At 58.3% G+C, this 22,501-nt stretch carries 22 protein-coding genes and 5 tRNA genes; 7 read left to right on the forward strand and 20 right to left on the reverse strand.

From position 1 onward, the window contains the following. Window positions 1-8: 8 nt before the first annotated feature. Window positions 9-1,346, reverse strand: a complete 1,338-nt coding sequence (locus tag LN244_RS02675; RefSeq protein WP_239041318.1) for a VTT domain-containing protein — start codon at window positions 1,344-1,346, stop codon at window positions 9-11. Window positions 1,347-1,462: 116 nt separating this feature from the next. Between LN244_RS02675 and serB the strand changes: the two genes are divergently transcribed. Then, entirely contained in the window at window positions 1,463-2,680 is a 1,218-nt protein-coding gene (gene serB, locus LN244_RS02680) for a phosphoserine phosphatase SerB (protein ID WP_239041319.1), read from the forward strand. Window positions 2,681-2,710: 30 nt separating this feature from the next. Here the strand turns inward: serB and LN244_RS02685 are convergent, their stop codons facing one another. From LN244_RS02685 to LN244_RS02740, 12 genes are all read right to left on the reverse strand, one after another. Continuing rightward, window positions 2,711-4,846: an EAL domain-containing protein gene (locus LN244_RS02685; protein WP_239041320.1), complete on the reverse strand. Its 2,136-nt coding sequence runs from the start codon at window positions 4,844-4,846 to the stop codon at window positions 2,711-2,713. A gap of 109 nt (window positions 4,847-4,955) precedes the next feature. Next, window positions 4,956-5,030 (reverse strand) — tRNA-Gln (locus LN244_RS02690). Between the two features lie 8 nt (window positions 5,031-5,038). Beyond that, window positions 5,039-5,115, reverse strand: a tRNA-Met gene (locus LN244_RS02695). 8 nt (window positions 5,116-5,123) lie between these two features. Further along, window positions 5,124-5,198: transfer RNA gene (locus LN244_RS02700), tRNA-Gln, on the reverse strand. Between the two features lie 16 nt (window positions 5,199-5,214). Beyond that, window positions 5,215-5,291, reverse strand: a tRNA-Met gene (locus LN244_RS02705). 77 nt (window positions 5,292-5,368) lie between these two features. Then, window positions 5,369-6,460, reverse strand: coding sequence for a redox-regulated ATPase YchF (ychF, locus tag LN244_RS02710; RefSeq protein WP_239041321.1), 1,092 nt, complete (start codon window positions 6,458-6,460; stop codon window positions 5,369-5,371). A 21-nt stretch (window positions 6,461-6,481) separates the two neighbouring features. Continuing rightward, entirely contained in the window at window positions 6,482-7,069 is a 588-nt protein-coding gene (gene pth, locus LN244_RS02715; RefSeq protein WP_239041322.1) for an aminoacyl-tRNA hydrolase, read from the reverse strand. Between the two features lie 21 nt (window positions 7,070-7,090). Next, window positions 7,091-7,681, reverse strand: a complete 591-nt coding sequence (locus LN244_RS02720; RefSeq protein ID WP_239041323.1) for a 50S ribosomal protein L25/general stress protein Ctc — start codon at window positions 7,679-7,681, stop codon at window positions 7,091-7,093. 120 nt (window positions 7,682-7,801) lie between these two features. Then, entirely contained in the window at window positions 7,802-8,743 is a 942-nt protein-coding gene (locus LN244_RS02725) for a ribose-phosphate pyrophosphokinase (protein WP_239041324.1), read from the reverse strand. 63 nt (window positions 8,744-8,806) lie between these two features. Further along, a tRNA-Gln gene (locus tag LN244_RS02730) sits at window positions 8,807-8,881 on the reverse strand. Window positions 8,882-8,980: 99 nt separating this feature from the next. Beyond that, window positions 8,981-9,565 (reverse strand): lipoprotein insertase outer membrane protein LolB, encoded by a 585-nt coding sequence (gene lolB, locus LN244_RS02735; protein ID WP_239041325.1) that lies wholly within the window; start codon window positions 9,563-9,565, stop codon window positions 8,981-8,983. Further along, window positions 9,565-11,283, reverse strand: coding sequence for a tetratricopeptide repeat protein (locus LN244_RS02740; RefSeq protein WP_239041326.1), 1,719 nt, complete (start codon window positions 11,281-11,283; stop codon window positions 9,565-9,567). Before LN244_RS02740 ends, lolB begins: the two co-directional genes overlap by 1 nt. A 193-nt stretch (window positions 11,284-11,476) precedes the next feature. Between LN244_RS02740 and hemA the strand changes: the two genes are divergently transcribed. From hemA to LN244_RS02765, 5 genes are read left to right on the forward strand one after another with little or no spacing between them, the layout of a single operon-like run. Further along, window positions 11,477-12,745, forward strand: a complete 1,269-nt coding sequence (hemA, locus tag LN244_RS02745) for a glutamyl-tRNA reductase (RefSeq protein ID WP_239041327.1) — start codon at window positions 11,477-11,479, stop codon at window positions 12,743-12,745. Window positions 12,746-12,773: 28 nt separating this feature from the next. After that, the gene (prfA, locus tag LN244_RS02750; RefSeq protein WP_239041328.1) at window positions 12,774-13,859 is read left to right on the forward strand and encodes a peptide chain release factor 1; all 1,086 of its coding nucleotides are present in this window, start codon (window positions 12,774-12,776) and stop codon (window positions 13,857-13,859) included. Next, window positions 13,852-14,706, forward strand: a complete 855-nt coding sequence (gene prmC / locus LN244_RS02755; RefSeq protein ID WP_239041329.1) for a peptide chain release factor N(5)-glutamine methyltransferase — start codon at window positions 13,852-13,854, stop codon at window positions 14,704-14,706. The genes prfA and prmC overlap by 8 nt, the downstream gene beginning before the upstream one ends. Next, window positions 14,696-15,463, forward strand: coding sequence for a molybdopterin-synthase adenylyltransferase MoeB (gene moeB, locus LN244_RS02760; RefSeq protein ID WP_239041330.1), 768 nt, complete (start codon window positions 14,696-14,698; stop codon window positions 15,461-15,463). Before prmC ends, moeB begins: the two co-directional genes overlap by 11 nt. Then, window positions 15,453-15,890: a CoA-binding protein gene (locus LN244_RS02765; RefSeq protein WP_239041331.1), complete on the forward strand. Its 438-nt coding sequence runs from the start codon at window positions 15,453-15,455 to the stop codon at window positions 15,888-15,890. The genes moeB and LN244_RS02765 overlap by 11 nt, the downstream gene beginning before the upstream one ends. Here LN244_RS02765 and LN244_RS02770 read toward each other — a convergent pair. Genes LN244_RS02770 through LN244_RS02785 form a run of 4 tightly spaced genes read right to left on the reverse strand, consistent with a single transcriptional unit; the run spans window position 15,873 to window position 18,928 of the window. Then, window positions 15,873-16,493 carry an ankyrin repeat domain-containing protein gene (locus LN244_RS02770; RefSeq protein ID WP_239041332.1) on the reverse strand — a complete coding sequence of 207 codons (621 nt, stop codon included), beginning with the start codon at window positions 16,491-16,493 and terminating at the stop codon, window positions 15,873-15,875. The two genes, LN244_RS02765 and LN244_RS02770, sit on opposite strands and share 18 nt — an antisense overlap. A 26-nt stretch (window positions 16,494-16,519) precedes the next feature. Further along, window positions 16,520-17,476 (reverse strand): AEC family transporter, encoded by a 957-nt coding sequence (locus LN244_RS02775; protein WP_239041333.1) that lies wholly within the window; start codon window positions 17,474-17,476, stop codon window positions 16,520-16,522. Between the two features lie 50 nt (window positions 17,477-17,526). Continuing rightward, entirely contained in the window at window positions 17,527-18,033 is a 507-nt protein-coding gene (locus LN244_RS02780) for a SixA phosphatase family protein (protein ID WP_239041334.1), read from the reverse strand. A 13-nt stretch (window positions 18,034-18,046) separates the two neighbouring features. Continuing rightward, window positions 18,047-18,928 carry a DMT family transporter gene (locus LN244_RS02785; protein ID WP_239041335.1) on the reverse strand — a complete coding sequence of 294 codons (882 nt, stop codon included), beginning with the start codon at window positions 18,926-18,928 and terminating at the stop codon, window positions 18,047-18,049. A gap of 351 nt (window positions 18,929-19,279) precedes the next feature. On the opposite strand from LN244_RS02785, the gene LN244_RS02790 reads away from it, so the two are divergent. Further along, window positions 19,280-20,233, forward strand: a complete 954-nt coding sequence (locus LN244_RS02790; protein WP_239041336.1) for an AEC family transporter — start codon at window positions 19,280-19,282, stop codon at window positions 20,231-20,233. Here the strand turns inward: LN244_RS02790 and LN244_RS02795 are convergent. Genes LN244_RS02795 through LN244_RS02805 form a run of 3 tightly spaced genes read right to left on the reverse strand, consistent with a single transcriptional unit; the run spans window position 20,225 to window position 22,494 of the window. Further along, the gene (locus tag LN244_RS02795; RefSeq protein WP_239041337.1) at window positions 20,225-20,848 is read right to left on the reverse strand and encodes an HvfX family Cu-binding RiPP maturation protein; all 624 of its coding nucleotides are present in this window, start codon (window positions 20,846-20,848) and stop codon (window positions 20,225-20,227) included. The two genes, LN244_RS02790 and LN244_RS02795, sit on opposite strands and share 9 nt — an antisense overlap. A 4-nt stretch (window positions 20,849-20,852) precedes the next feature. Beyond that, entirely contained in the window at window positions 20,853-21,659 is an 807-nt protein-coding gene (locus tag LN244_RS02800) for an HvfC family RiPP maturation protein (RefSeq protein ID WP_239041338.1), read from the reverse strand. After that, on the reverse strand, window positions 21,640-22,494 hold the full coding sequence (locus tag LN244_RS02805; protein ID WP_239041339.1) for an HvfB family MNIO-type RiPP peptide maturase: 855 nt from the start codon (window positions 22,492-22,494) through the stop codon (window positions 21,640-21,642). The genes LN244_RS02800 and LN244_RS02805 overlap by 20 nt, the downstream gene beginning before the upstream one ends. Between the last annotated feature and the right edge of the window lie 7 nt (window positions 22,495-22,501).

Here is a 22,501-nt window from a genome sequence, read left to right on the forward strand (position 1 = left end):
CTCTGGATTCAACCGAAGTAGAGTTGTGCGGCTTCATCCAGCCGCACGCCGCTGTAGAGTATGGCTGTGCCCAGTAGCAGGGCCAGCCATGCCAGAGGAATGGGTTTGTCGGCTGGATGCCGATACAGCCAAAGCCGATAGACGGCGGCAATCATCAATCCCTCCGCACAACCCGCCACTACGTCCAGTGGCCAGTGAACCCCCAGCATCGGCCGAGAAAGAGCGACCAGCAGAATGACGGGAGCTGCGAGCAGATAGCACAGGTGGCGGATGGCATGGTGACGGTTGTGTACTACCCAAACCACACTGAGTCCTACGAGTGCCGTTATGGCCGATGCGTGTCCACTGGGAAAACTGAAAGTGCTCAGTGCCGCGCCCTCGGGTCGGGGTAGCGCGAACGTCAGCTTCAACAGGTGGTTCAGACTCAGGGCGATGCCCACACCCAACAATACTCCCCAGCCCTGGTGCTGTTGATGGCGCCATTGTCCGTAAAGTGCACTCATCAGTGCCAGCGCCGCACAAAGGCCGGGATCCCCAGGCAGGGTGATGGCCAGTGCCCATAACGGCAGTTGTTGGCCGAACTGATGCAGCGGCTCCAGCAGTTGCTGGTTAAGGTAAGTGCCGGCCGGTGTCAGGCTCAGCAATGTGGCGCCTATAAAAAGGGAGCCTGAAAAAAACAGCATCAATACTGGAGCGGGTTGCCAGTGCCCTGGCATCAACCGGCGGCAGTGTTGATAAAGACTGCTTTCGGGGTGCAGTTGACGGTGAATCTGTTGAACCATCAGCAGCAGAAATGCCAGTGCGGCCAGACTCCATAGCAGCGGAATTAGCTCACGGGGCAGAAGATGCATGCCGTGGCCGGTGAGGTAACCGGGCAGCAGGTAAACCGGAGCCCAGGCCAGAGCCGACAGCAGGTTGTAGGTCATGAACCGGGCTGTTGAAAGGCCGCAGCTCCCGGCAACAAAAGGGATGATAGGGCGAATCGGGCCAACGAAACGGCCAGTAACAATACTGAGGCCGCCCCAGCGGCGAAAGAATGCTTCACTGCGATCCAGCCAGTCAGGATGACGCTGAACCCACCCCAGTTGACGTATGCGGGGTGCTGCATGCTGACCAAGCAGAAAGCTGAAGCCGTCACCCAGCACGGCGCCAACGAAACCGGCCAGCAGGCAGGCTAGGGGATCAACACCACTTGAGCCTGCCGCGAAGGCCAGCCCAAACAACAGCGCGACGCCGGGTAACAAAAGGCCGACAAACGCCAACGACTCCAATAAAGCTATCGCCGAGATCAGCAACAACAGCAAAAAAGGTGACGGGCTAAGGGTTGTGAGCAGGCTCTCCAGCACGGTATGGATCTCGGATAGATTGACGGCTGTGACAATGCGGGGGTGGTACTCCCTCTGATATAATTGCAGCCCAGTGCTGGCTTTACCAGCGATGCCTCATTTAACGGAAGGGTGCGATGAACGAAATCATCCTGCTGACAGTATCCGGTGACGACCGCCCGGGCGTAACCTCGGCTATAACCGGTATTCTCGCCCGCTACCATATCAATATCCTCGATATCGGTCAGGCGGTTATCCACAACACCTTGTCACTGGGCGTACTGATCCAGGTACCGACCGAGCTGGAATCTTCCCCGTTGCTGCGTGACGTGTTGTTCAAGGCGCACGAGATGAACATGCAGGTTCGCTTTGAACCGGTGGACGGTGATGCATACGAGCAATGGGTAGAAGGGCAGGGCAAGTCGCGTCATATCATCACGCTGCTCGCACGCCGCATCAGTGCGGAGCATATTGCTCGGGTAACCAGCATCGCTGCGGATCATGGGCTGAATATCGATAATATCAGTCGCCTTTCTGGCAGGATCTCGTTGCAGGAAGACAACTGTCCGCGCACGCGTGCCTGTGTCGAATTCTCGGTGCGGGGTTTGCCGGCGGATGCAGGTGCTCTGCGCGAGGAGTTTCTCAAGGCCGCCAGTGATCTGGATGTGGATATCGCCTTCCAGAAGGATGATATCTACCGCCGCAATCGCCGCCTGGTGGTGTTTGATATGGACTCCACGCTTATCGAGGCAGAAGTCATCGACGAGCTGGCCAAGGAGGCGGGAGTCGGTGAGCAGGTGATCGAGATTACCGAAGCGGCCATGCGCGGCGAGATCGACTTCAACGAAAGCTTCAGACGCCGCGTCGCCCTGCTGAAAGGGTTGGATGCCGGCGTGCTGGAACGGATCGCCGAACGCCTGCCATTGACAGAGGGCGCCGCCGAGCTTGTGGGGCACCTCAAGGCCTTGGGCTTCAAGACCGCGATCCTGTCCGGTGGCTTCAACTACTTCGGGCGTTATCTGCAGGAGAAATTGGGCTTCGACTACGTGTATGCCAATGAGCTGGATATCAAGGACGGCAAGGTCACCGGTGAAGTGACAGGGCAGATCGTTAACGGTGAGCGCAAGGCACAGCTGTTGCGTGAAATCGCCGAACGAGAAGGCGTGTGTCTGGAGCAGACCATTGCAGTGGGAGACGGTGCCAATGATCTGCCGATGTTGTCCATCGCCGGATTGGGTATTGCCTTCCGTGCCAAGCCGCTGGTGCGCCAGAGCGCCAAACAGGCGATCTCGACGCTGGGGCTGGATGGCATTCTCTACCTGATCGGGTTCCGCGACCGCGACAGCCTGCTCTGAAAGCAGGCGTGTTGACCCGGATCATCCGGGTCAGTGCGAGTCTCCCGCGAAGAAGTCATAGTCCATCTGCTCCCGTGGCTGCTGCAGGTAGTAGCCCTGGATCAGGTGGACGCCCGCCGTATACAAATCACTGATCACGCTGGTGTGTTCCACCAGTGGGGCAATGATCAGCTTGTGCCGTGCATGGAGAGGTTCCAGCATGGCCCTGATTGCATCCAGCTTGATCGTGCGGTCTTTCAGGTCCTGTATGTAGGATCCATCCAGTTTAATGAACTTGCTGTCCAGTTCACGGAGTACATGTTCAGAGTTCGGTGAGCTGCCGAAGTGCTTCAGGCAGACCTGACAGTTGAGCTGCTGCAGGGCCTGAGTGAAGCTGCGGACTTCCATCAGATCTACCGCGGCATCGCTCTCGCTGATCTGGAAGACCAGGTATTCGGCAGGTACGCGGGAGAGTCGCAGTTTGTCACTCAGCCACTCCAGAAGCTCTGCACTGCGCATGGACGGTCCGGAAAGGTTGATCAGTAGATGCACTCGGTCGCCCTTCAAAAACGCCTCAGAGAGCTTCTCCAGCGCTGTGGAGATGACCCAGCGGTCCAGTTCTATAAGTACTTCTGGGTCGATGGCCTGGGCGATAAAGGTATTCGGTGACAGGGCTCTTTCGCTGTCACTGATCAGGCGCAGCAGTACCTCGTAATACTGGGACTGGCTGTTCAGTCGCAGCGGGACGACCGGCTGGAACAGCAGTCGGAAGCGATCCAGCTTGAGCGCGTTCAGCAGGCGCTTGCTCATTCTGGTATCGATGCTGGGCAGCAAGGCCTGTTCGCTCTGGTAAAGACTGACGCCATTACCGGGGCGGTTGCCGTGATGCAGGCTTTCGGCCGCCAAACGTGCCCGTTGCAGCAGTTGCTGTGGTGACGGGGCGCTGTCGTTGATCATCACTACGCCGATCGACACGGTGGTGTGGATGGCAGTTTTCTGCACCTTGCACACATGCGTGCTGACGCTGCGACAGAGAGTATTGCTCAGAGCGAGTGCAATATCAGGGTCGGCGTTATGCATCAGGATGGCGAAAGTGTCGTCGTCCAGATGGCTGACCAGGTGTGCGCGGCTGACCTGCTGCTTCAGGATCGTGCTGATATCGCGCAGGATGAGTTCAATTCCCTCGGTACCCACTTCGCTGCGGATGACGTCCAGGTGGTCAAGTGTAACCAGTACCAGACTGCGGTCCTGCCCGCCCCTGTGGGCGTTATGACAGGCGCTGTCCAGCGCCTGCAGAAACGCAGTCTGATTCCGCAGGCCGCTGAGAGGGTGTACTTCCTTGAAGATCTGTTCGGAGCTGTCGAGGCTGGTGGTGACTTCAACGCTCAGGCAGGGCTGCCCCTGAAATTCGGTGTGGTCGATGGTGAAAAGCGCGTCGAAGCGGGTCTGGTCGGGTCTCTCGGAACCGAGTGAGCGCTGTACGCGACTCCCGTCCTGGATACTCTCATGCAAGATCATGTCCAGGTCTTCACGGTATTGCGGTTGCATGAGCTGGCGCAGCGAATGATCGTGCATGCGTTCGCCGCTTTCATGACCAAACAGGTGAGCAAAACTGTCATTGGCATAGCGGATCAGGCCGTTATGTACGTAACAGATCGCCAGTGACGAATGCTGGACAAGGCGCTGGCTGTAACTGTTCAGGTGGCTCAGCTGGATTTGGGCCTGCAGTAACTCTCGACGGGTGTTCAAGGCATCAAACAGCTGCTGAACCGTCAGTAACAGCAATGCACTGTTGGCTTCAGGGATCACAGCCTGAATGCCGTCTCTGAGCCAAGGGGTCGGATCAGGGTAATCCTGGCCGGGCAGCAGCAACAATACCGGCAGGTCACGGTCCAGATGATGGAGTAGTGCCACGGTGTGTGTGGGCGTCAGTTCATCCGCATGGTGCTCATTTTCGGCCATGATGAGCAGGTCCCAGGTGCGTTTCCCCAAAGCCTCCTGCAGGCCTGAGAGGCTAGTGACAGCCTCGCCGCGTGGAGCAAAGCGGGCGGTGCGCAGTTGGTTCAGGATCTGGTCGGTCTGTGTGCTGTTACAGTGGGCAAACAGAATATTGATATTGCGTCTGGGAGAATCCTGCTGGGCACTTCGGGCCAGCGCACTGATGATCTCGTCGGATGAACCGCTCATGGTGTTCGCTCAGTCCTTGATATTCAATTCACCGGTCAAGCTTAAGGCCTTGAAGGGCGTCTGTCAGCTGGCAATTGAACAACGGGAGAGGATTGAGAAAAGGGAGCGATGGCAGGGGTAGGAGGATTCGAACCTCCGCATGCTGGAATCAGAATCCAGTGCCTTACCGCTTGGCGATACCCCTGCAGAGAATGGTGGCAATAGCGGGACTCGAACCTGCGACCCACGCATTATGAATGCGTTGCTCTAACCAACTGAGCTATATTGCCACACAAAATGGCAGGGGTAGGAGGATTCGAACCTCCGCATGACGGGATCAAAACCCGTTGCCTTACCGCTTGGCGATACCCCTGCAATGTGTTGAAAGCTGGTGGCAATGGCGGGACTCGAACCTGCGACCCACGCATTATGAATGCGTTGCTCTAACCAACTGAGCTACATTGCCGTGTGCTTTCAAGGCCGCGAATTATTCCGTGAATTCGTATTTATGTCAACAGCTTGAAAGCAAAAAAGTTAAAAATTTTACACGTTGAAGCGGAAGTGAATGACATCGCCGTCCTGCACGATGTACTCCTTCCCTTCGAGGCGCCAGCGACCGGCATCCTTCGCGCCCTGTTCGCCTTTGTGGGCGATGAAATCGTCGTAGCCGATCACTTCAGCACGAATAAAACCTTTCTCGAAGTCGGTGTGAATTACGCCGGCTGCCTGTGGTGCAGTGGCACCGATCTTGACGGTCCAGGCGCGAACTTCCTTAACACCTGCTGTGAAATAGGTCTGCAAGCCCAGCAGGCTGTAGCCCGCTCGAATGACACGGTCCAGACCCGGTTCATCCATACCCATCTCCTGCAGGAACTCGACTTTCTCGTCGTCCTCAAGCTCGGCAATTTCGGATTCCAGCTTGTTGCAGATCGCTACGACTTCGGCGCCTTCGGATGCAGCCAGTTCCTTCACCTGATCCAGGTGCGGATTGTTCTCGAAACCGTCCTCGGCCACGTTTGCGATATACATGGTCGGCTTGGTCGTCAGCAGGTGGAAACTGCGAACCAGCTTGCGCTCGTTGTCGTCCAGTTCCAGTCCACGTACTGGCAGGCCTTCTTCAAGATGCGGAATCAGCTTTTCCAGCAGGGCCTTGGAAGCAACTGCTTCCTTGTCACCACCCTTGGCGGTGCGCTGTACGCGCTGCAGCTGCTTCTCGCAGGACTCCAGGTCCGCCAGGGCCAGCTCCAGGTTGATGGTCTCGATATCTTCCAGCGGGTGGATGCGGTTGGCCACGTGAATGACGTTGTCATCTTCGAAGCAACGAACCACATGTGCGATGGCGTCGGTTTCGCGGATGTTGGCCAGGAACTTGTTGCCCAGACCTTCGCCCTTGGATGCGCCCGCTACCAGACCGGCGATGTCGACGAATTCCATGGTGGTCGGAATGACCCGTTCCGGCTTGACGATCTCTGCCAGTGCGTTCAGGCGCGGGTCCGGCATGGGCACAACACCTGCATTCGGCTCGATGGTGCAGAACGGGAAGTTTTCGGCGTCGATGCCCGCTTTGGTCAGGGCATTGAAGAGCGTAGATTTGCCGACGTTAGGCAGGCCGACAATACCGCATTTGAAACCCATGCTTAGATCCTGTAGTTGAAGTTAGCCGTTGAAGCTGTGCAGTCGATTCATCGCCTTGGCCCATTCACCACTGACGGCCACAGGCAGGACATTCAAAGCTTCGTCGATCGCCGCCTGCGTTTTATCGCGTTCGGACACCGGTGCCTTGCTCAGGACAAAACCGGACACCTGAGCGGCGCTGCCGGGGTGGCCAATGCCAACACGCAGACGGTAGAAATTTCGGTCATTCCCCAGTTTGCTGATGATGTCGCGCAGGCCGTTGTGACCTCCGTGGCCGCCGCCCTGTTTCAGGCGTGCCGTACCCGGGGGGATATCCAGCTCATCATGCACGACCAGTATGTCACTGGAAGGAATCTTGTAGAAATTGGCCAGTGCGGCCACTGCCTGACCACTGCGATTCATGTAGGTTGTAGGAATCAGCAGATGGACCGGGAGGTGGTCGATGATCACCTTGCCATAGAGGCCGAAGAATTTCTTCTCCGGTTGCAGAGAGGTGTGCTGGTGGGCAGCAAGCTGCTCCACCAGCTCGGCACCGGCATTGTGGCGGGTTTGGCTGTATTCGGTCCCGGGGTTGCCGAGACCGACGATCAGTTGAATCCGGTCCTTCATGCCAGTGCCCGTGGTCTACGCTTACTTGCCAGCGCGAGCACCACGCGGTGCGTAGCAGTAGCCAACACTCTGGTCGTGGTCAGCACCACGGCGCAGGGCAACGATTTCAACACCTTCCGGCAGAGTGATGTCGGACAGGTGAGCAATCTGGCCCAGTTCGATCTTGGACAGATCTACTTCCAGAACTTCCGGCAGGTCTTTCGGCAGACACAGGATTTCAACAGTAGACGCTTCCTTGGCGAACTTGGCAGCAGCCTTGGAGGCAGCAGACTTCTCGAAGTTGACGAAAGTCAGCGGAACCTGCAGCTTGATCTTCTGGTTGTCATCGATGCGCTGGAAGTCAGCGTGCAGAACAACCGGCTTGGCCGGGTGACGCTGCAGATCCTTGATGATCACTTTCTCTTCCTGACCGTCCAGGTTCAGAGTCAGGATAGAAGAGTAGAAACCTTCTTCCAGCAGCATGCGGTTCAGGTCCTTGGCGATTACGGAGATCGCCTTCGGCTCGCTGGAACCGTAGATGATACCCGGAATCAGGCCTTCACGACGCAGGCGGCGGCTCGCACCTTTCCCCTGATCGTTACGGGCAACAGCATTAACAGTAAAAGTAGCCATGTGATTTACACCTTATAAATTAAAGCTGCATACCCCCGCGACCAGAAGCATGCAGCATGTTGTGGCCTCAAATGTGGCCTTTCAAGTAACCGGCAGAGCCGGACTCAGTGCCTGTTCCGCTTAGCGGAACATTGCACTGATGGATTCTTCGTTGCAGACGCGGCGAACCGCTTCTGCCAACAGCGGCGACAGAGACAGCTGGCGGATCTTGTCGCACTTCTGCGCCTGCTCGGACAGCGGGATGGTGTCGGTAACGACGAGCTCATCCAGCTCTGAAGCAATAATGTTGTTGATCGCAGGACCGGACAGAACCGGGTGCGTCACGTAGGAAACGACGCGGGCAGCGCCTTTGTCCTTCAGCGCCTTGGCAGCCTTGCACAGGGTGCCTGCCGTATCACACATGTCATCGACCAGAATGCAGGTGCGACCGGAAACATCACCGATGATGTTCATGACCTGAGATTCGTTGGCGCGCTCGCGGCGCTTGTCGATGATCGCCAGGTCGCAGTCCAGTTGCTTGGCAACGGCACGGGCACGTACCACGCCGCCTACGTCCGGAGACACAACGGTGATGTCGTCATACTGCTGGTCAACGATATCGTCGAGCAGAATCGGTGAGCCATAGACGTTATCAACAGGGATGTCGAAGAAACCCTGGATCTGGTCGGCGTGCAGATCGACGGTCAGTACGCGGTCGATGCCAACGTTGGCGATCATGCTGGCCACGACCTTGGCGCTGATCGGTACACGCGCAGAGCGCGGACGACGATCCTGGCGGGCGTAGCCGAAATAAGGGATAACAGCCGTGATGCGAGTAGCGGAGGCGCGACGCATGGCGTCCGCGAACACAATCAGCTCCATCAGGTTGTCATTGGTCGGTGCGCAAGTGGACTGGATGATGAAAACGTCCTTGCCGCGCACGTTTTCCTGGATCTCGACACTGACTTCGCCGTCACTGAAACAGCCTACGTGTGCCTTGCCCATCGGGATATCGAGGCGTTCGACAACTTTCTGAGCCAGCTCCGGGTTTGAGTTGCCGGTGAAGACCATCATTTTAGACACGGCGATTACCTTCTCGATTGCGTCGGAGTTTGATGAAGTAGAGAGGAAGTCAGTCATGGTAATTGGCTGGGGTAGTAGGATTCGAACCTACGCATGCTGGAATCAGAATCCAGTGCCTTACCGCTTGGCGATACCCCAGTCGTCTCCTGTGGTGTGGACCACGCTCCAAGAAGGCGCATATTCTCTATAAAGCGTCTCATGAAATCAACCCCTGAGGCGAATTTGTTGTGCTCTCTTTCAGCGCTCGTCATGGCGTTCCCATGTGTTGATGATCACGGTGATGCGCAGGTCGTCCCGAGTCATGCGCAGCTTCTCCGGCAAGACAATGCCGGCGGCATGGGTCAGGCGAGGGTATTCGATTTGCCAGCCAGACTGGATAAAGCCGAATTGGCCGTCGCTAAGCGACTCGACCTCGTTGCCGGGTGCCGGAATGCCGCGAATCCAGTATTGCGCCTGACTCAAAGGCAACTGCCAACCGAGCAGTTGCTGCATCAGTGCCTCGGGGCTGTCTGCAAGATAGAGTTGATCATCACCGGAGCGTTGCAGGCTGACCATCTGCTCGTTGCCTTCAATCCTGATGCCGCCCTGACCCAAGGGGCCACTGACCCGGATTTGGTAACGATCCTCTGTCTGCTGCCAGTCAAGGTTGGCACTTTGGCTGTCTTCGGACCAGCGAATGCCGATCCGGCCTTCAGCAGACCATTGCTGCAGCTGCTGGACCTGTTGCGGGTCGATGGACAGCGGTGGGAGCGGTTGCTGGGCCATCTGGCTGCAGCCTCCGAGCAGACCGAACAGCAGAATCAACAGAATTGACTGGCGCATCAGGGGGTGACTCCAATCACGCTGGCGGCATCCAGCAGGTGTTCATTGTCAGGGTGTTGCTCCAGGCTGTTGGTTAACAGCTCGCGGGCGGCCTGCTGTTCGCCCAGAGCCCAAAGTACCTGGATCAGGTGGCCGCCGACCTCCGGGTCAGGGTGTGAATCGTAGGCGCGCTGCAGAAAGTGACGGGCTTCGCCGTGTCGGCCCAGCTTGTGCAGGATCCAGCCCATGGAGTCCAACGTTGCGGCATCATCGGGCTGTTGTGCCAGTGCGCGACTGATCAGTGCGTGCGCCTCATTCAGTTGATCGGTATACAGGGTTAGCGTATAGCCCAAAGCGTTTTGCACCATCGGGTTGTCCGGAGCCAGTGCCAGGGCACGGCGCAGGTCGCTGATCATGCGCTCGGCATCATCATGACCGCTGAGCATGGCGCGGGTGTAAAGCAGATTGATGCTGTCCGGCGTATTGGCCAGCGCCTGGTTCAGAATTTCCAGTGCGGCGTCCACCATCTCCTGGCGTTGCAGCCACTCGACATACAGAATGATCAGGGACTCGCGCTGCTCAGGGTGTTTGCGGATGGCGAGGTCTATCAAGGCTTCTACTTCGGCCGCTTGTTGTGGCTGATCATAGAGTGCCAGGGCTCTGGCGTGAGCCTGAATCAGATTAGGGCCGTCCTCAACCTGCAGATAGTGGCGTAAAGCCTGCTCTGGTTGTTGGCGGGTCTGTGCAATGACACCGAGATAAAAATGGGGCGCTGTGGTCGTCGGATCTTCTTCCAGCAACTGCTGCAGCAGGGTTTGGCTTTCCTGCCAGCGCTCGTTTTCAAGCAGCAGCAGCGCAAAGTAATAACTGAGCTGAGCGTTGTCCTGCTCTGCCAGCAGGTCCTGGATCGCTTGCCAGGCTCGTCTTGGCTGACCGCTTAGCAGCAGCAGCTGTGCGCGTGTTGCCTGCAAACGCCGGTGATCGGGAGTATCTTTCAGGGCGCGTTCGACCAGTTTCAGGCCTTCGCTGTATGCGCCCTGCAAGCGGAAAAGCTCGGCCCGCTGAAGTGCCAGCTCGGTTTCGTTGGGGCTGAGGCGAAGCCCTTGATCAAGCAAACGTGCGGCTTCATCCGGGCGTTGCTGCTGTTTCAGCAGCAGGGCTCGGGTCAGCAGCAGGTCGAGGCGCTGCGGAAAGGATGTGCTGATTTCGGTCAACAGGCGCGAATAATGTCCGGCGATTTCCGGCGACATCTCGTCGATACGACCTGCAATCAGGGACAGGGCCTCGTTGCCGCCGTTCTCAATCAACTGTTGCATGAGCGGGAGCGCAGCTTCAAAGCGCCCTTCATGCAACAGGATGTTGGCTTGAATGTGCAGCGGCTCCAGGGCATCAGGCGCTGCCTCGCTCCAAAGCTGGCTGGCTTTGAGTACCGCAGCGGGGCGGCGAAGAAACTGAGCGATGCGGGTGGCGCGTTCTGCAACGGCCGCATCGCCAGTGGCTTCGGCTTCCTGCAGATAATTATCCAGCGCCAGATCGAAGCGACCCTGCTTGCCGGCCAGTTCGGCAGTCAGCAGGTGATAGAGGCTGTTGGCGTTAAACTCACCTGGTGTATAAGCGGACGGAGTGAAGGTATCGGGGCCCGATGTGGCAACGGGGGGCTGTGTCTGGCTGCTGCAGCCGCTCAATACCAGTCCGGCGAGCAGACTGAGCAGTAAAGGCTGTTTGCTGAATCGATACACGGTTCCGGTCCTGCAGGTGGTTGAATGCTCACTATAGAGCAGGGGGCTCCTGGCTGTCATGCCGTATGTGGTTTGGTCTGCAAACTGGGCTCAGGGTTCCCTTCAACAGTAAGCATACGTCAACGGCTTAATCCCGGAGCGGCAAAGGTGTATGATGACGCGCTTGTCTGTAATGGGGTGACGCGGTCCGTTTATGGCTTTGCTGGCGTTAGGTATCAATCACAAGACAGCACCGGTCGAGGTGCGCGAGCGGGTGGCTTTTGCGCCCGAGTCTCTGGCCGAGGCGCTGCATGAAGCGTGTCGGCGCGTCCGGCTGTCCGAGGTGGCGATTCTTTCCACCTGTAACCGGACGGAACTCTACTGCACGACCGGGCTTGAAGGCACGCGTGCACTGCTGGAGTGGCTGGGAGACTATCACGACCTGGATGTTGAAGAGCTGCAGCGCTGTTCCTATGCCTACTGGGGCGAGGATGCCGTGCGTCACATGATGCGGGTGGCCAGCGGTCTTGACTCCCTGGTACTGGGGGAACCCCAGATTCTCGGGCAGCTTAAATCCGCCTATTCCATTTCCCAGACTGAAGGACTGGCCAATGTGGAGCTGGGACGCCTGTTCCGCGCCACTTTCTCCGTGGCCAAGGATGTTCGCACCCAAACAGCCATCGGTCAGAACCCGGTTTCCGTTGCGTACGCGGCCGTCAGTCTGGCGCAGCATATTTTTGCCGACATGAGCAGTAGCCGGGCACTGCTGATCGGCGCCGGTGAAACGATTGAACTGGTTGCTCGCCACCTCAAGAGGGCTGGCGTTCAGCAGATTACGGTCGCCAACCGCACACTGTCTCGCGCCCTGGCTGTGGCAGAAGAATTTGATGGCCGTGCAATCGAACTGAGTCAGATCCCCGACGAGCTGCCGCAGACGGATATTCTGATCGCGTCCACTGCCAGCCAGTTGCCGATTCTGGGCAAGGGCGCGGTGGAAGTCGCGTTGAAAAAGCGCAAGCATCGCCCCATCTTCATGGTCGACATTGCCGTTCCACGCGATATCGAGCCTCAGGTCGGCGAACTGGATGATGTGTACCTCTATACCGTGGACGATCTGCGTGAAGTAATAGAAGAAAACCAGCGGGAGCGTCAGAGCGCGGCACTGGAAGCGGAAGGCATCATCGAAGCCGGGGCACTGGAGTTTATGCGCCAGCTGCGGGAACTGGGTGCGGTGGATACGCTGACTCAGCTGCGCAATCAGGCCCATCAGCTGGCCCAGCAGGAACTTGAGAAGAGTCTGCGTCAGCTGCGTAATGGCAAAGACGCCGAAGAGGTGCTCAAGCGTCTGGCCAATGGCCTCACCAACAAACTCTTGCACCAGCCAACCGTGCAGCTGCGCCGTGCTTCCTCGGAAGGACGCTCCGACCTGCTGCAACTGGCACAGGAACTTTATCAGCTGAACGATAGCGACCCGGTCGGTTGAGCGGATCAGCACAGGAATTAAGGCTGTCATGAAAGCATCGATCAAGAGCAAGCTGGAGAAACTGTGCGACCGCCATGAAGAGCTGGCGGCGCTGCTCAGTGAACCTGAGGTGATTGCGGACCAGAATCGTTTCCGTGATTACTCCCGTGAATACTCCGAGCTTGAAGAGATCACCAAAGCCTTTGCCGGCTGGCAACAGGCGCAGCAGGATCTGGCTTCTGCCGAAGAGATGCTGAACGAAGACGACGCCGAGCTGCGTGAGATGGCGCGGGACGAGATCGACAGCGCCAAAGAGCAAATCGAAAGCCTGGAAGCCGAGCTGCAGATTTTGTTGCTGCCCCGTGATCCCAACGATCACCGCAACGTGTTTCTCGAGATTCGTGCCGGTACCGGTGGTGACGAGGCCGCGATTTTCTCGGGTGATCTTTATCGCATGTACTCTCGCTATGCGGAACAGAAAGGCTGGCGTGTCGAAGTGATCAGCGCCAGTGAAGGCGAGCACGGCGGCTACAAGGAGATCATCACTCGGGTGGCCGGTGACGATGTTTATGCACACCTGAAATTCGAATCCGGTGCGCACCGTGTACAACGCGTACCCGAAACCGAATCTCAGGGACGTATCCACACCTCGGCCTGTACCGTGGCGGTGATGCCGGAGATGGACGAATCGGCGGAGATCGAGATCAACAAGGCCGACCTGCGCGTGGATACCTACCGTGCGTCCGGTGCCGGTGGTCAGCACGTCAACAAGACCGACTCGGCGATCCGCATCACCCACCTGCCCACCGGGCTGGTGGTGGAGTGTCAGGAAGAGCGCTCCCAGCACAAGAACCGCTCCAAGGCGATGGCGCTGCTGGCGTCGCGCCTGCAGCAGGCAGAACTGGACAAGCAACAGGCCGAGCAGGCCAGCACCCGCAAGAGTCTGGTCGGCTCCGGCGACCGTTCCGAGCGTATCCGTACCTACAATTTCCCACAGGGACGGTTGACGGATCACCGGATCAATCTGACCCTTTACCGCCTCAACGAAATTGTTGCCGGCGATCTGGATCAGGTGATTCAGCCGCTACGCAACGAATACCAGGCCGAGCAGCTCAGCAGCCTCTCCAATGATTGAACTGAGTGTCGCTGAGGCGCTGGACCGGGCAGCCGAACTGACCGACGTCAGCGACAGCCCCAGGGCTGATATTGAAATGCTGCTCTGTGAAGTCCTTGATAAGCCTCGAAGCTGGCTGTTCACCTGGCCTGACAAGGTCCTCAGTGCCGAGCAGCAGATGCGTTTCGAACAGTTGCTCATGCGTCGAGTGCAGGGTACCCCGATCGCTCATCTGCTGGGCTACCGAGATTTCTGGACACTAAGACTGAAAGTCAGTCCTGACACGCTGATTCCCCGCCCTGACACCGAGACTCTGGTCGAGCAGGCGTTGGCTCTGCTGCCGGATCAGCCTGCGCGAGTAGCTGATCTGGGCACCGGGACGGGGGCCATTGCTCTGGCGCTGGCCAGTGAGCGGCCACAGTGGCAACTGGTTGCCACCGACCTGCATCCGGGAGCCGTGTCGCTGGCGCGCGAAAATGCACAGGCCTGCGGGTTGAGCAACGTAGAAATACGGCAAGGCAGCTGGTGTGAACCGCTGAGTGGCCATTTCGACATGATCGTCAGCAATCCTCCCTATATCGACCCCGATGATCCTCACCTTGATCAGGGCGACGTTCGCTTTGAACCTTTGTCGGCACTGACGGCCGAAGAGAAGGGGATGGCCGATATTCGCACCATTGCTGAACAGGCGCGAGCCCTGCTGCAGCCGGGCGGCTGGCTGCTGTTCGAGCACGGCTATGATCAGGGAGAGTTGGTGCGTCATCTGTTGCAGGCTCTTGGCTATGTCCAGGTCTGCACGCATCGAGATCTTGGCGACAATGACCGGGTGACCCTTGGATACTGGCAAGGAGAGAGCGATGCTCAATGACCAACAACTGCTTCGTTACAGCCGCAGCATCATGCTGCCGGAAGTTGATATCGCCGGTCAGGATGCCTGGTGCAATGCGCGAGTGCTGATTCTCGGTCTGGGAGGTTTGGGCGGTCCGGCAGCTGCGTATCTGGCCGCGGCGGGTGTCGGTGAACTGATACTGGTCGATGACGACCGGGTGGAGCTGAGTAACCTGCAGCGACAGGTTATCCACAGTCACGAAGCCTGCGGTGAAGCCAAGGTGGCCTCGGCGGCGGTCACGCTGTCGGCGATCAATCCGGACGTGCGTGTGACTCAGCTGGCCGAACGGCTGGAAGAGGATGCGCTGCGGGCGTGGGTGGAGCAGGTGGACCTCGTGTTGGACTGCAGTGATAACTTCAAAACCCGATTTGCCCTGAATCGTGCCTGCTTTGCCAGCGGTACCCCACTGGTTTCCGGAGCGGCCATCCGCTTTGATGGCCAGATCAGCGTCTACGACCCGCGCCAGCCGGATTCACCCTGCTACCAGTGTCTTTATGGGCGAGGCGGGGATGATGAGGCGATGACCTGCAGCGAGTCCGGTGTCTTTCCGCCGCTGGTTGGCGTGATCGGCAGCATGCAGGCGATGGAAGCTCTTAAACTACTGGCCGGTGTCGGAGAGACCCTCACCGGCCGTCTATTGCTGCTCGACGGCAAACGAATGCAATGGCGTAGCCTGAAGTTGCGCCCTGACCCAGAATGTCCGATCTGTAAAGGAAACACGCAAGATGCAGGATAATAAGATCAAAGCACTGCTAGAGCGTAGTCACCGTATTGCGCTGGTGGGTGCCAGTGCCAAGTCCCACCGTGCCAGCTACCAGGTGATGTCCTATCTGCTGAACAGCGGCTACGAGGTCATCCCCGTCAACCCCGCATTGGCCGGTCAGGAACTCCTGGGGCAGCCGGTTGTGTCATCGCTGGCCGAAATTGACGGGCCTGTGGATATCGTGGACATCTTCCGCAATTCGGTCGATGCCGGTTACGTTGTCGATGAAGCCATCGAGGCGGGTGCCAAGTCGGTCTGGATGCAGCTGGGCGTCATCAATGAAGAAGCGGCTGAGCGTGCGGAAGCTGCCGGACTTGAAGTGGTCATGGATCGTTGCCCGGCGATCGAGATTCCGCGTTTGGGCGTTGCGCCCCAGGGACAATTAGCCGCCCATCATTAACTGGCGAATGCGCAGGTCATCCAGAACGCGGTTTAGCTGGGTGGCCAGCTCTCTGTTTTCCATCTCCTCCAACCAGTGTGCTTCACACTCGGCCCCGGATTGCAGCAAAAACTGCAGCAGTGGCTGGTCGCCCTTCGGTAGAAGTCGCTGCAGCAGCGTCATCCCCTCGGCATTGCGACGGTTGATGTCTGCACCCTGTTGCAGCAGGCGGCTCAGATGCAGCATCAGTCGACCGGGATCACAGTATTCGACACACAGGTGCAGTAACGGCTGGCCCTGATGTTCAAGGTCGGGGTTTTCGCCGGCCTGAAGCAGCATCGTCAGGCGTGGCAGGCTGTCCGGGTGTTGCAGTGCCAGGCAAACCAGAGGGGTGCCGCAGCGGGCTGACGGCAGAGGGCGTGGCGCCTTATGAAGCAGCAGTTCCAGTATTCTGCTTTCCTCGGCGGTCAGTGCGGCTTCAAGCGGGTGACGACCGTCCTTGCCCGGTGTCAGCAACAGCTCAGGTTCCAGCTTGCTCATATGCTTCACGACCTTGTCGAGGTCGTTGTTTTCGATTGCCTTGAGCAGGCGTTCATGGCGACTGTCGAACAGTGATGTAAGCATATCTCTTCTACCTCGTTTGCCCTGGCTCAGATCATGCCGATCAGGCGCAGCAGATAGATGCCGGCGCTGAGCGTCAGCACCGATCCCAGCGTGGTCGTCAGTACGATGTTGGCCGCCAGTTGGGCGTTGCCGCCCATGGCGCGCGCCATGACGAAGCTGGCCGCGGCGGTTGGGCAACCGAACAGCACCATCAGAATGGCAAGCTCTTCACCACTGAAACCGTACAGCCAGGCACCGAAGGTCAGCACGACCGGCAGAATTACCAGCTTCAAGGCGGTCGCCCAGAATGCCTGTGCCGAGGTGTCATGCAGGCTCTTCAGATTCAATGAAGCACCGATCGTCAACAGTGCCAGCGGCAGGGTCAGGTTGGCGAAGTAGGTGCCGGTCTTGGCGACGACCTGCGGCAGCTGAATGCCGAACCAGGACACCGGCAGGGCAAAGAGCACCGCCAGAATCAGCGGGTTTTTCAGGATTTCCAGCAGAGTGCGGCTCAGTTTCATGCTCTCGCTGCGCTGCATGGGAATACTCAGGCAGAGGATCGACAGCACGTTGAACAGCGGGATCACCAGTGCCAGCAGCAGCGAAGCCTGGGCCAGGCCGGCATCACCAAAGAGGTTGAAGCTGACAGCCAGGCCGATAATGCCGTAGTTGCTGCGGAAGGCACCCTGCACGAAGACGCCCAGGTCTTCCGGCGCCTTGATCCAGCGAGCAGCCAGCCACCAGATCAGAGCGAAACTGATCAGAATGCCGACCATGACGTACCCCAGTTGGTGGGGATTGAATACGGCATGAAAATCCATCCGGGCGATCGACATGAACACCAATGCCGGGAGGGTCACGACAAATACCAGCTTGGATCCGGTGGCAACGAAGGCGTCGTCGATCAGCCGACTGCGGCGCAGCAGGTAACCGAGAAAGAGGATGAAGAATATCGGCGCGACGATATTGGCGGTATAGCCTAGTGTTTGCAGATAGAGGTTCAAGTCGGGGCTCCGCTGCGGTTACGGGAAAGCGAGTGTAGCCTATCTGGCACTCATTTGTAGGACTGGGCATGGAGTTTGGGAAAGTCGAACCACAACAGCCGGGCGCTGTCCGGTTCGAGGGTGTCCCAGTGCGCTGTTGCCAGTTCAAGCTGAATAACCGCCGATGTGGGCAACTTGGCAGGCGCCTCTTCACAGAGCCAATGTGCCAGCATCAGCAACCCCGGGTTGTGGCCGACCAGCATAAGGTGTTCGATGTGGTCCGGCTGTTGCCGAATCAGTTCAAGCAGCGCGTCTTCGCTGGCTTCATAGATCCTCTCCGTGCTCATGACCGACGCGTTATCGAGTTCGAAAGCCTCGATCAGCGGCGTTGCCGTTAGCCTCGTGCGCAGGGCGCTGCTGTGAATCAGCCGGTCCGGCCGGGGGCCATGTGCCTGCACACGCGCACACATCAGCGGCAGGTCATACTGGCCGCGATGGTTCAAGGGACGATCGAAATCGGCGAGGAAAGGATCGTCCCAGCTGGACTTGGCGTGTCGAATCAGAGTCAGACGTTTCATCAGTTTCTCCTGCTCAGCCGCGCACCGGTTGCAGCCGGTGGCCCCAAAAGAATAACCCAAGTCCTGCAACGACCAGCAGGCAGCCCTGCCATAGCCCCGCCGTTAATGGTTCTCCGTTCAGCCAGTGCCCAAGCATCAGGGCAAAAACCGGCGTGATCAGGGTGACCAGAGCTACCGTACTGGGTGGGAGGTGGCGCAGTACATGGTAGTAGCAGACGAAGCCGAGTAAAGAGCCAAAGGTGGCCAGATAGATGATTGACCAGAACGAGCGGCTGGCAACATCGATCTCGACCGGTCCGGTGCTCAGCAGCCAGCCAGTGATGGCAAAGCCCGGCAGAGACCAGATCAATGCACCTACTGTATGTGCCAGTGGGTGCAGCTGGCCGTTGCAGCGCTTGACCAGTACGGCACTCAGGCTGAACAGGGTGACAGCCAGCAGCAGTAACAACAGGCCGGTGAGACTGTCCGGCCCCAAAGCCACATCATCGGTAAAGATCACGCCCAGGCCCAGCAGTGCAAGCATGCAGGCAACCCAGCGATAGGCGCGAAAAGTGGGCTCTTTCAGCAGCCACTGGCCCAGAACCGCCGACAGAATCGGCGCCAGGCCGAACATGATCGAGATCAGCCCGGAGGGCACATAGCGTGACGACAGGTAGGCACAGCACATGGCGCCGAACACACCGATGGCAGCACTGGCATAGGTTTTCTGAGCCCGGCGGTGCAGTGGCAGCGGGGTGCGCAGCAGTGCCATCAGGCACAGGCCAAGAAAAGCAGCGATCGCCATGCGCAGGCCGGCAGCCACGACAGGGTCGACTGACTCACTGCTCCAGGCAATTGTCAGGGGGGTAGTGGACCAGATCAACACCACTGCGAAATAGGAAATGGGTACCGACATAACCGCTCCGTGTCAGTCGGCCGCAGCTTCAGCGACAAAGGCCGCAGAAACTGCTGCGGCCTTGGCTTAATTGGATCAGAACAGATCAGGGCTCGGCAGCTCAATGCACAGACATGCCTTCGGCGGGACACCGATGGCATCGTTACGTCGCATCACGACAGGTGCAGAAGAAAGCAGCATGAGAGATTCCTGAAAAAAACTGACCTCATCATCCTTCATCGCCCCCGCCATGGTCAACCATGAAAAAAATGCACCGGTTGGCTGAAAATTAATCGCTTCAGAAGCAAGCTCTTGAGGCGCACAATCTCGCCACTTAATTAATATATTAACTATATGCCTTCCGGAGGTGCGATGTTACAACTTTTTCTCCTGACACTGCCGATCTTCATGCTGATCGCCATTGGCTACTTTGCGGTACGAGCCGGTTGGGTCAGCGAGTCGGCCTTGCCGTCACTGGGCAGCTATGTGATCAAGCTGGCATTGCCGGCTTTGCTGTTTCAGTCAATGGCATCACGTCCGGTGGAGGAATCGTTGAACTTTGACTACATCCGGGCCTATGCACTGGGATCGGTCATATTGCTGCTGGGCGCCTTTGCGCTCAGTGCCAAGGTGCGTCAGGCCAGCTGTTGGGCGTCCGCCTTTCAGGGCCTCGGCTCCACTTTGGCCAACAGTGCCTTTATCGGTCTGGCGGTTGCCGGCGAACTGTTCGGCTCGGCGGCTGCGATAGCGGTGGCCTTGACCATGCTGGTGGACCTGCTGATTCTGATTCCGTTAGGGCTGGTGCTGGCAGAGCTTTGCAGCGGGCAGGGCGGTGCAGGACGACGTGCTGTCCAGTTGTTTCGGCGTACGCTGGTGAATCCACTGGTACTGGCCATTGCGGCTGGTCTGCTGGTGTCCTGGCTGGAAATCGGTTTGCCTGAAGCGCTGGACCAGGCAGTGGGCATGCTGGGCCGTTCCGCACCCGCGGTGGCGCTCTTTGTCATTGGTGGCAGCCTGGTCGGCAGTTCGATCAAGGGACGGATGGTCGACATCGGCCAGATGACAGCATTCAAGCTGTTGCTGCACCCGGCCATCGTGGCGCTTGCCGTCTGGACCCTGCCGGACTTCGACCCCGCCATGCAGGCCATCGCCATCCTCATGGCAGCCATGCCCATGGCCAGTGTGCTGTCGTTGCTGGGGCAGCGGTACGGTCAGTCTGCAATCTGTACCCCGGCGCTGGTGGTTGCGACGGCCGTGTCTTTTGTCAGCATCAACCTGATTCTCTGGCTGCTGGGGCTGGCCGGCATGTTGCCTGTATCACTTTGACGGGGGGGTGATTCCCAGTCCTGTTTTTCTGGCCAGCCAGTAATCCAGGCTGGTAAAGCGGCCTGCACCGGTGAAAAACAGGCTCAGCAGCATGACAAAGTAGGTGGCTGCGAACTCGATGCCGTTGTTGAGAATGACGATGGAGCCGCGACCGGTCAGCCAATCGTAATGACCATGTTCCTGCAGGAGACTGCGGGCACGCTGCAAACGCTCGGCAGATTCCATCACCCGGTCATTGGCCAGCCAGCTCGAAGGGTCGGCAATTGCCAGCCAGCCGTTATCCCAGTGTACGGCGAGCGCGGCGACCAGCATGGTGATCATGAGCGGGATGCTGATCCAGCGCACTGCCAACCCAATCAACAGCAGCAGGCCGCCGAAGAATTCGGTTCCGGCCGCCAACGCGGCCATCAGCTCGGGGAAGGGCAGGCCCAACCCCCACTCGGGGTTGCCGAACCAGGCAGCGGTATCCTCGAAATGGCTCAGCTTGTTCCAGCCCGCCTGGAGCATGACGGGCGCCAGATAAAGTCTGAGCAAAAGAGGAGCCAGGCCATCACCCCACTGAAGTTGTTGCAAGGCGCCTTGCAGGGGGCGGTAGGCAGTGGTCAGTCGATTCATGGGGTTACCTCCCGGCAGGGGTTGGATTGCCTGCGGGGTGTGTGCCCAGCAGAATGTCGTCACGCATAAATTGCTGCATCAAATCCAGGCCGCCCTGAATGATGGTTTCGCGAGGGATCTGCGGCAATTCGTCAGCGATCAGCTCCAGTGCCCGAGCACCACTCAGGTCTGGGGTTTCGTTTAAAAGCCAAAGCAGGCGAGCGCTGAGGGCATTCAGTTCGATGAATTTCACCTTGTCTTCACGATTGCGATAGACCAGCAACCAGCTGGGCTGCTCGGCTGGTTGATCCGGACAGAAGCTGCTGTTGATGCGATGCACTGGCCACTGATAGCCGAATGACCAGGCCAGCGGTGATACCACGGGGTGCTCCCGCAACAGTTGGTCGGGATTGATCGTTGCTGGTGGCCAGTCCATGAAGGGATCTTCCTCGGCGATATCCAGCGCCAGCTCGACCCATTCGTAGTGCAGCAACTCCTGCAGGAAGGGAGGGTCCTCCGGCTGGGGCCTGCGGGTGTTTTCCACATAGTCGCGATAGGCCAGTGCCAGATCCCTGAACAGTGGGCTCTTTGATCCGTACTCCTGCATGAAGCGACGAATCTCGGCTTGCCAGAAAGGGTCATCACACAGGCTGCGGTAGACCGGAAAGGCGCCTTCCAGAAAACCGGCGATATTGTTGAAGAACAGCTCCACATACACCTGCATGCGGCGAGCCTCGATGCCCTCCGGCAGCGACAGCTCCGGGTTGCGTATCTGCTCGGCAAACCGCCGCTGGCAACGGATGAAGTCGGGTTCAGGCCGGGATACGTTCATGCTGGCAGGCTCCCTGTTGCTGGCAGTGGCGGATCTGGCGGACTTCCTGCAGCAGTTCGTTTAGCGGTGGCAGGTTGAAGTCACGTTCGAGCAGCGTTGCCACTGGGCCGGTATGTGCGTAGGTCTTGGCCAGCAGTGACCAGACCGGGTCGATGATCGGCGCGCCGTGTGTGTCTATGAGAAGATCTTCGGCCTCCTGGTAATGACCAGCCATGTGCAGGCAGACCACTCGCTCTGCAGGCAGAGCACGCATGAACGCTTCTGCATCGTAGCGATGGTTGATGCTGTTGACGTAGATGTTGTTGACGTCCAGCAGCAGGTCGCAGTCGGCCTCTTCCAGTACGGCATTAATGAATTCGATTTCGCTGAGATCTGTAGCAAGCGGAGTGTAGTAACTGACATTCTCGATAGCGATTCGGCGTTGCAGCCGATCCTGCACCTGACGAATACGCCGGGCGACATGATGGACCGCCTCTTCGGTAAAAGGGATCGGCATCAGATCGTAAAGATGAGCATGATCGCTGCAGCTGCTCAGGTGTTCGCTGTACAGCTTGATATCGTGTTGCTGCATAAACTTCCCGATGTTATCCACGAAGTCCATATCCAGCGCTTCAGGGCCTCCCAGGGAGAGGGACAAGCCGTGGGCGCTGAACGTATGGCGTTCGGTAAGCTCGCGAAACTGGCGTCCCAGGCGACCGCCCATCTGCATCCAGTTTTCGGGGGCAATCTCGAAAAAATCGACATCGCCAATATCCGCTTCAGGCAATTCTTTGAGCATGGGGCGTCTGAGGCCCAGACCGGAACCCTGAAGCGCTTGAAAGGTTGAGGTACTCATGCTGGCT

This window comes from Marinobacterium sediminicola, from assembly GCF_022343685.1.
Taxonomy (GTDB): domain Bacteria; phylum Pseudomonadota; class Gammaproteobacteria; order Pseudomonadales; family Balneatricaceae; genus Marinobacterium; species Marinobacterium sediminicola.